This window comes from Devosia sp. LC5 (assembly GCF_000735585.1).
GTDB lineage: Bacteria > Pseudomonadota > Alphaproteobacteria > Rhizobiales > Devosiaceae > Devosia.
In genome coordinates, this window is the sequence record NZ_JNNO01000012.1 from 304,074 (window position 1) to 312,580 (window position 8,507).

General features: G+C 63.2%; 10 protein-coding genes. 7 read left to right on the top strand and 3 right to left on the bottom strand.

Features of this window, described 5'->3' with window-relative positions:
- Nucleotides 1-111: 111 nt before the first annotated feature.
- Nucleotides 112-1,563, bottom strand: coding sequence for a chromosomal replication initiator protein DnaA (dnaA, locus tag FF80_RS08950; RefSeq protein ID WP_244445740.1), 1,452 nt, complete (start codon nucleotides 1,561-1,563; stop codon nucleotides 112-114).
- On the opposite strand from dnaA, the gene FF80_RS22145 reads away from it, so the two are divergent.
- Entirely contained in the window at nucleotides 1,562-1,705 is a 144-nt protein-coding gene (locus tag FF80_RS22145) for a hypothetical protein (protein ID WP_160172817.1), read from the top strand. The genes dnaA and FF80_RS22145 overlap by 2 nt on opposite strands.
- Nucleotides 1,706-2,486: 781 nt before the next feature.
- Here the strand turns inward: FF80_RS22145 and rpsT are convergent.
- Nucleotides 2,487-2,750: a 30S ribosomal protein S20 gene (rpsT, locus tag FF80_RS08955; protein WP_035099374.1), complete on the bottom strand. Its 264-nt coding sequence runs from the start codon at nucleotides 2,748-2,750 to the stop codon at nucleotides 2,487-2,489.
- A 348-nt stretch (nucleotides 2,751-3,098) separates the two neighbouring features.
- The gene (mutM, locus tag FF80_RS08960; protein ID WP_035099375.1) at nucleotides 3,099-3,986 is read right to left on the bottom strand and encodes a bifunctional DNA-formamidopyrimidine glycosylase/DNA-(apurinic or apyrimidinic site) lyase; all 888 of its coding nucleotides are present in this window, start codon (nucleotides 3,984-3,986) and stop codon (nucleotides 3,099-3,101) included.
- A gap of 98 nt (nucleotides 3,987-4,084) precedes the next feature.
- Between mutM and ubiE the strand changes: the two genes are divergently transcribed.
- The 6 genes from ubiE to FF80_RS22190 form a co-directional block, all read left to right on the top strand.
- Entirely contained in the window at nucleotides 4,085-4,849 is a 765-nt protein-coding gene (gene ubiE / locus FF80_RS08965; protein ID WP_035099488.1) for a bifunctional demethylmenaquinone methyltransferase/2-methoxy-6-polyprenyl-1,4-benzoquinol methylase UbiE, read from the top strand.
- 160 nt (nucleotides 4,850-5,009) lie between these two features.
- Nucleotides 5,010-6,554, top strand: a complete 1,545-nt coding sequence (gene ubiB / locus FF80_RS08970) for a 2-polyprenylphenol 6-hydroxylase (protein WP_035099490.1) — start codon at nucleotides 5,010-5,012, stop codon at nucleotides 6,552-6,554.
- A 55-nt stretch (nucleotides 6,555-6,609) separates the two neighbouring features.
- Nucleotides 6,610-7,212, top strand: coding sequence for a hypothetical protein (locus FF80_RS08975; protein ID WP_035099377.1), 603 nt, complete (start codon nucleotides 6,610-6,612; stop codon nucleotides 7,210-7,212).
- Nucleotides 7,209-7,661, top strand: coding sequence for a dUTP diphosphatase (gene dut / locus FF80_RS08980; protein ID WP_035099379.1), 453 nt, complete (start codon nucleotides 7,209-7,211; stop codon nucleotides 7,659-7,661). The genes FF80_RS08975 and dut overlap by 4 nt, the downstream gene beginning before the upstream one ends.
- A complete protein-coding gene (locus FF80_RS08985) occupies nucleotides 7,615-8,358 on the top strand; it encodes a DUF2259 domain-containing protein (RefSeq protein WP_052153333.1) in 744 nt (247 codons plus the stop codon). The genes dut and FF80_RS08985 overlap by 47 nt, the downstream gene beginning before the upstream one ends.
- A 1-nt stretch (nucleotide 8,359) precedes the next feature.
- Nucleotides 8,360-8,507, top strand: a 148-nt coding sequence (locus tag FF80_RS22190) for a ThiF family adenylyltransferase (protein ID WP_200877184.1), incomplete at its 3' end; no start/stop codon positions are given.

The window sequence follows — 8,507 nt, forward strand, 5'->3', positions numbered from 1 at the left end:
GTGGGGCGAAGCTTCAGTGTAAGCCCTCGCATGGATCACCCGGACAAGCCGGGTGATGACGGCGGCGGGCAGAATGGCGCTGAGCACCACCGCAGCAAAAGGGCCAAAAACCTATTCTTCCAGCATGCGTTTCAGCAATTCGATCTCCTGGCAGAGCTCGATATCGTCCTTCATCATCGATTCCACCTTGCGCACCGAATGCAGCACCGTGGTGTGATCGCGCCCGCCGAAGCGGCGGCCGATTTCGGGGAGCGAGCGGGAGGTCAAGGCCTTGGCGAGGAACATGGCGATCTGGCGCGGGCGCACCACGTCGCGGCTGCGGCGGGCCGAGAGCAATTCGTTGCGCGGCACTTTGTAATGGCGCGAGACTATCCGGAGAATGTCCTCGATGCGGACGCGCTTGGCGTCGCGGGCGCGGATCAGGTCGGCCAGGGTCTTTTCGGCCAGGGGCACGGTGATCAATTCGCCGGTCAGCTGATTGGCAGCGACGAGGCGATTGACGGCGCCATCGAGGTCGCGGCCATGGCTGACCACGGCGCGCGAGACATAATCGATCACCGGGGTGGGGAAATGCATGCCGTAGCGGGCGCTGGCCTGGTCGGCGCGGCGCTGCACGATGGCGCGGCGCAATTCCATGTCAAAGCCGGTGATCGGCACGACCAGCCCACCCGACAGGCGCGAGCGAATGCGCTCGTCGATCATTTCGAGATCCCGGGGGGGCGCGTCGCCGGCCACCACGACCTGCTTGGCGCCGGTCAGCAGCGTTCCCAGCGTATGGCCGAATTCGGTGGCGGACTTGCCCTGCAGGAATTGCATGTCATCGATCAGCAGCAGATCGACCCGGCGCAGCCATTCCTTGAAGCCGAGCGCGGACTGGCGCTGCACGGCGGTGATGAAATGGTACATGAAATGGTCGGCGGTCAGATAGACGATGTTCTTGGATGCATCGGCCGATTGCACCGCATGGGCGATGGCGTTGAGCAGGTGGGATTTGCCCAGCCCGACCGTCGAATGAATATAGACCGGATTGAAGGTCACCGAATTGTTGGCGGCGGCATGGGCGATCTGCTTGGCGACGCCAAAGGCCATTTCATTGGCCGCGCCGGGCACGAAAGTCTCGAACGTCATGCGCTGGTCGATGGCGCTGCCGGCCAGGGCATCGCCCTTGCTTGCACTATTGTCGCGCACCAGCCGCGGCGTGGCGGGCGCCTGGGGGGCAGCAGCCACACTTGCAGGCGCACCCGCATCGCCGCTCGGGGCGATTTCGGCGGCGGGGGCCAGTTTCTTGGTGGCCTGGCCATTGACGCGCAGGGTGACCTGCAGGCGCGTGACGCTGTCGACGTCCTGGCGGAAGGATTCAATGATGCGGTCGGCGTAATTGGATTGGACCCACGAGCACAGGAACCGCGTGGGCGCCGACAGATGCACCAGATCGTCGACGATTTCTTCCAGCTCGAGCCGGGCGAACCAGGAGGTAAACACATCTTCGCCCACGGCGGCCTTGAGGCGGGCGCGCACCCGGTTGAAGAGGTCGCGCTGCGCTTCGGAACCGGAGGTGATCATGACAGACATTTCGCCTTTAAGTGTCGGAGTGGTGGAGGATGGCTGGGGATTTCCCCAATCGTCCTTTCCGGCGGTCTGCATCATCATCGTGAGTGCCCCATTTGCTGTTGCTTCGGCCGGTCCGCAAAGCCCGGCCAAGTGACTGTCCAAGCCGGATAGCGAAAACGCCGGCCCCTTGGTTCTTCGTTCTCGCCACGCCGCCTGGACTTGCCCGTCCAATTGGCCATAGCTTCGCCGGGGCGCCCGATGACACGGACGCAATACACCAGCCCGGTGGGAACGCCACCGTTAGCCTGCATTACTCTTTGACGTGAAGCCGGACCGAAACGGCCGGCGCTCTACTGAACCCAATTTGCCCGGGATTACCGGAAAAACCGCCCCGGCATTGCTGCCGAAACGCGCCCAAAACAACGCCCCGAAATATGACCCCATCCGCTCGGTGAGAAGGTCCTTGATGGCCCCCGTTTTCGAGCTGACCAGGCCATAGTAGTGGCTCGATTTTAGGGGGGCAATGCCCCTTTTCCGAAAATGAGGGCTTGACTCTGACTATGTCTTTTCCGCCACCCGGCCTGAGGAAAACATGGCTCCGGCAAGGCTCTGTGACTCCATGCAGATTCTTGTCACAAGCCGAGCGCCCCAACCAAAATTATATTTCCCCAAACCACAGTTTGGAGTGGTTCCAACGGTTTCGTGACAATTGCAAAAACCCCAAATGGGCTCACAAATCCTTGCGCGTACTGACTATTTTGCAAGGATGGGTGAAAACACCGGGATGTCGCAATCGCGTCATCTGGATGACATCAAACCGTCAAGGCGGAAAATCCTTGCCGCGATTCCGTGTGCTGGAAAGGGCAAAGAAAATGGGCCCCCGAGGGAGCCCATTGGCATCCTGTCGCAGCCATGCTGCGCAGGGTCTGGCCGGGTCAGGCGAGAGCCTTGACGCGGCTATTGAGGCGGCTGACCTTGCGGGCCGCCAGATTGGCATGAACGATGCCCTTGGTGGCGGCGCGGGTGATTTCGGGCTCGGCAGCCTTGAGGGCGGCAAAGGCCACGGCATGATCGCCGGCCACGATGGCTTCTTCAACCTTGCGGATGAAGGTGCGGACGCGCGAGCGGCGCGACTTGTTGACCGCGGTGCGGGCTTCGATCTTGCGGGTAGCCTTTTTGGCTGACGGCGTATTGGCCATAACGGTCCTCTTGGCGTCCAACCGGCCGAAGGCGCCTTGGCAGCGCACCGTCCGGGATGAAATGAAAGCGGCGGCCTTACGTCAAGCCGCCAAGTGGGGCGGTCTATAGGGGAAAGGGGGGGAAGCGTCAACTGGATTCAGGGGACGCATGGCTGCCATGGAGGTGATGAGATCACTGTTGCCAGCGGGTAGCCCCCCGCCCTCTCAGTTCCATCGTCATTGCCCGGCTTGTCCGGGCAATCCATGCCTCAGCATATGCGGGACGATGGATCACCCGGACGAGCCGGGTGATGACGACGACGAGGAGATTGGTGTCCCAGCAAGGCTCGACTGGCAGATCAAACCCGTTCACGCCTTCTTCTGGCACACCCGACAAAAGAACGTCGAGCGCCCCGATTGGACGATGCGTTCGATCGTGCCCGTACACATTGGCGTGGGGCAGGGCTCCCCTTCCCGGTCATAGACGGCAAAGCGGTGCTGGAAATAGCCCGAGCCGCCCTCGGCATTGCGGAAATCGCGCAGCGTGGAGCCGCCCACTTCGATGGCTTCGATCAACACCTGCCGCACGGCATGGGCGAGGTCTTCGAGCACCGGTTTGGGCTGGCCCCCGGCGGTGACCAGGGTGCCGGCGAGAACCGTGGGCAGGATATGGGCGCGATGCAGGGCTTCGGCGACATAGATATTGCCCAGGCCCGCCACCACGCGCTGGTCGAGCAAAGCCGCCTTGATCGGGGTCTTCTTGCCCTTGAATTTTTCGGCCATTTCCTCGGCGTTGAAATCATTGCCCAGGGGCTCGGGGCCAAGACCCTTGAGATAGGGGCTGTCCTCGACATGATCATAAAGATCGACAAAGCCGAAACGGCGCGGATCGGCATAGATGAGGTGGCTCTTGCCATGCTTGGGATGGGAAATGTCCCAGACCATATGATCGTGCCTGGGCACCGGCTCGACCTCATAATAGCGCGGCGGCTTGTCGATGCCGTGTTCGGCAAAGCGATAGCTGCCGGTCATGCCCAGATGGCTGAGCAGGGTCTTGCCATTGGACAGCCCGATCAGCAGATATTTGGCGCGGCGGCCCACCGAGACTATTTCTTGCCCCTCGAGCGCCGATTGCAAATCCTTGGGGAAGGGGAAGCGCAGATTGGCGCGGTTGAGCGTGACCTTCTCGATAGTGGCGCCCTCGATCCAGGGCTCAAGACCACGCCTTACGGTTTCGACCTCGGGCAGTTCGGGCATCTCAACCTCATGTCCCATGTGCCGCTTTGCGCAATTGGCAAAGCACCAGACGCTTCTATATGGTGCGCGCGAAACGCAAAAGAGAAGCGAGCAATGCCATGACCGAGGCGCGTGAAACCACCCATTTCGGCGAACAGACTGTGGCGCTCGAAGACAAGCAGGGCCTGGTCAACAAGGTCTTTCACGACGTGGCCGACCGCTACGATCTGATGAACGATCTGATGAGCGGGGGCATTCACCGCATCTGGAAGGATGCCATGGTGGCCGATCTCGCCCCGCCCAAGACCGGTTCGCGCCCCTATCGGGTGCTCGACATGGCCGGCGGCACGGGGGACGTGGCCGAGCGCATCATCAATGCCTCGGTGGGCTATGCCCAGGTCGTGGTCGCCGACATCAATGCGGACATGCTGCGGGTCGGCGCCGAACGCGCCAAGTCCTGGCGCTTTCCGGCCCAGGCCAGTTTCGTCGAGGCCAATGCCGAAGAGCTGCCATTCCCCGACAGCAGCTTTGACGCCTATACGATCGCTTTCGGCATTCGCAACGTCCCGCGTATCCAGCAGGCTTTGGGCGAAGCCCATCGCGTGCTCAAGCGCGGCGGGCGCATCCTGGTGCTCGAATTTTCCCAGGTCGACGTGCCCGGGCTCGATAGCCTCTACAATGCCTTTTCCGACCGGGTGATCCCACCCATGGGCCGCATGGTCACCGGGGACGGGCAGCCCTATCAATATCTGGTCGAATCGATCCGCAAATTCCCCAGCCCGCCAATGTTCTCGGGCATGCTGGCCGAGGCCGGGTTCAAGCGGGTGAAACACACGCCCTATACCGGCAATATCGCGGCGCTGTTTTCGGGGTGGAAGATTTGAGCTCGATGCTGCAACGCGCCTCGGCCGTTCCCACCCAAGCCCCTCACCCCCACAATGTCATCCCCGCGAAAGCGGGGACCTCTGTTTGCTTGGAGAGCCCGGTAAACGGAGGTTCCCGCTTTCGCGGGAATGACACTGTGATTGTATGGGCGAAAACCGCATGCTGATCTCCGCCTATTACCGGCTCGCCCGGGCCGGCTATGTGCTGGCGCGCGAGGGGGCGCTCTCGATCGTCTCGGCCAGGGACCTGCCCGGCCCGCTCAAGCTGGGCATCTTTCTGGGGCGGCTGATCGAGCGGCCCAGCGTGCGCAAGACCGGCCATGTCGAACGGCTGAACAAGGCGCTCAACCGCTTGGGGCCGACCTATGTCAAATTCGGCCAGACGCTGGCCACCCGTCCCGATGTGGTGGGGCCGCAAATCGCCAATGACCTGGCGGGCCTGCAGGACAAGATGGACCCGTTCGATGCCGCGCTCGTGCCGGCCATCCTCAGCGAGGCGCTGGAAAGCAAGGCGGCGGAGTTGACCGAATTGAGCCCGCCCATTGCGGCGGCCTCCATCGCGCAGGTCCACAAAGCCCGCCTCGTGCCGGCCAATGGTCTGCCCAGGACCGTTGCAGTCAAGATCCTGCGGCCCGGCGTGGCCCAGCGCTTCATGGCCGATATCGAAAGCTATTATGCGGGTGCCGCTTTGGCGGAACGCTTCGTGCGCTCGACCAAGCGCCTCAAGCCCACCCAGGTGGTGGAAACGCTGGACCGCTCGGCCCGGCTCGAACTCGACCTGCGGCTCGAAGCCGCCGCCATTTCCGAAATGGCCGAGAATATCAAGGATGACACCGGCTTTGTGATCCCCAGTGTCTCTTGGGACCATGTGGCGCAGAATGTGCTGACCACTTCCTGGGTCGATGGCATCCCGATCCGCGATCATGCAGCGCTCGAGGCGGCCGGGGTGGACCGCAAGGCTTTGGCGGCCAAGGTGCTGCAGAGCTTTTTGCGCCATGCCATTCGCGACGGCTTCTTCCATGCCGACATGCATCCGGGGAACCTGTTTGCCGATCCGCGGACGGGCGACGTGATCGCGGTGGATTTCGGCATTATGGGCCGCATCAATCGCCGGGAGCGCCGGTTCCTCGCCGATATCCTTTATGGCTTCATCACCCGCAATTATCGCCTCGTGGCCGAACGCCATTTCGATATCGGCTATGTGCCCAAGGACCAGTCGGTCGACGATTTTGCCCTGGCCATCCGCTCCATCGGCGAGCCGCTGCATGGCCGCACCGCGCAGGATATTTCCATGGCGCGGGTGCTGGGCCAGCTCTTTGTCATCACCGATCTGTTCAACATGCAGACCCGGCCCGAACTGGTGCTGCTGCAGAAATCCATGGTGCTGGTGGAAGGTGTCGCCCGCGCGCTCGATCCGGGCCTCGATATCTGGACCGTGGCCGAGCCCGTGGTGGGCGATTGGCTGCGCAAGGAGGAAGGCCCGCTCGGCCGGGTGCAGGATATCAGGGATCATCTGAGCGTCTTTGCCGAGGCGGCGCAGCGGGTGCCGGTCATCCTGGGGCAGGCCGAACTGGCGCTTGCCGATTACCACGCCAATAAGCGCCCGCCAGACCGGCTGATGCGCGTGGCCCTGTTGCTGGTTGCGGCGGCCGGCACCATTTTCTTTGCCGTGGCCACGGTGCGCGTGCTGCTCTCGACCTCCTGACTTGCCCTCCCCGATAGCGGTCCCTAGATTGCCGGCACGTTTCAAGAGGACGATCATGGCCGCCAAACTGCTTTCCAGGCTCGCCGCCATGGTCGGGCTGGGCCTGATACTCACCGGCTGTATCGACGCCAAGGTGGATATCGCGCTGACCAGTCCGACCACGGCCCGGGCCAGCCTCACCCAGGTCATGGCGGCCGATTTCTATGCCATGCTCAAGATGAATTCGGGCCCCGCCGGCAGCAAGGACGATGACCGTTTCTGCACCAGCGGCAAGCTCACCGAAAACCAGGATGGCAGCGCCACGTGCCTCGTCGACCAGGAAGGCCGCTTTGCTAGCCTGGATCTGGGCGAGGTCGAGGCGCCGGTGCATTTCCGCAGCGCCGGGCGCGGGCTGGTGCGCATCTCGGTTTCCACCAGGCAAATGAAGACCGAAGTGGATATGGGCGAGGAACTGGATGCCGAAACCAGGCAGATGCTCGAAGCCTTCTTTGCCAAGCGCACCATCACCCTGCGCTTCTCCGGCCTTTCCGTCACCCAGACGAATATGAAACGCTCCCCCGATGGTTCATCCGCCGAAATGGTCATTCCCATTCTCGACCTGATCGACGGCACCGCCGTCTTGCCCGACGAAATCTATGCCGTGGTGCGCGCGCCATGAGTGTGCGGATTGGTCTGCGCTGGTTGCCCCATGGCGAGGGCCTGCCCCTGCCGCGCCAGCAGACATCGGGCGCCGCCGGGCTTGATCTGGCGGCCGCTTTGGCGCCCGATGAGAGTATCGAGATCGCGCCGGGCGCCTATGCCATGATCCCCACCGGCTTCGCCATCGCGCTGCCCGAGGGCTATGAGGCGCAGGTCCGGCCCCGCTCGGGCCTGGCGGCCAGGCATGGTATTACCGTGCTCAATTCGCCCGGCACGGTGGACGCCGATTATCGTGGCGAGGTCAAAGTTCTGTTGATCAACCATGGCGCGGCGCCCTTTATCGTCCGCCGGGGTGAACGCATTGCCCAGATGGTGGTGGCGCCGGTCAGTAGCGTAGTATTGATCGAGATGGAGGCACTGGATGATACGGAACGCGGCCAAGGCGGCCACGGCTCGACTGGCCGCTAGTTTTTTCGCATTTTTGGTACTGATGCTGCCCGCCTGGGCCGGGGATCGGGCGGGGATCGACTTCATCGGCTTTTCCGAGGATGGCGATTATTTCGCCTTCGAGGAATTCGGCATTCAGGATGGCTCGGGCTTTGCCTATGCCAATCTCTACGTCATCGACATGGCGCGCGACGCCTGGGCCAAGGGCACCCCGATCCGCATCCGCGTGGACGACGAGACCATTACCCTCGCCGAAGTCAGGCGGCGGGCGCAGCGCCAGGCCAGGCCGGTGCTGGATCGCCTGGGGATCGACGGGGCTCTCGAAGTGCTGGCGCTCAATGGCGATGGCGCGCTGGGCACCAATCCTGGCGAGTTGAGCTTCGGCCTGCCCGGCTATGGCCGGGACGAACCGCGCGGCGACTATAGCCTCAGCCTGGCCAGCCACATCGTCACCTCCCCGCTCCCCTGTGCCGATTGGTTCAGCATGCCGCCCATGGGTTTTCAGCTGACGTTGAGTGAGGGTGAGAACACGCGGCTGGTGCATGACGAGACCAGCATTCCCGAATCGCGCGGCTGTGCGCAGGAATACCGCCTCTATGCGGTGCTGCAGCCCTTCTGGGCGCAACAGATCGACAAGGCCGTGGCCATTATCGCCGTCTATCCCGGCGGCTTTGAGGGGCCCGACCGGCGCTTCATTGCCGTGCCGCTGGGCGACTAGCATGGTGTTTTCGCCCGAGGAGAGCCGCCGCTATGCCCGCCATCTGGTGCTCAAGGGCATGGGCGGGGGCGGCCAGCAGGCGCTGCAACGCGCCCGCGTGCTGGTCGTGGGCGCCGGCGGGTTGGGCAGCCCGGTCATCGCCTATCTGG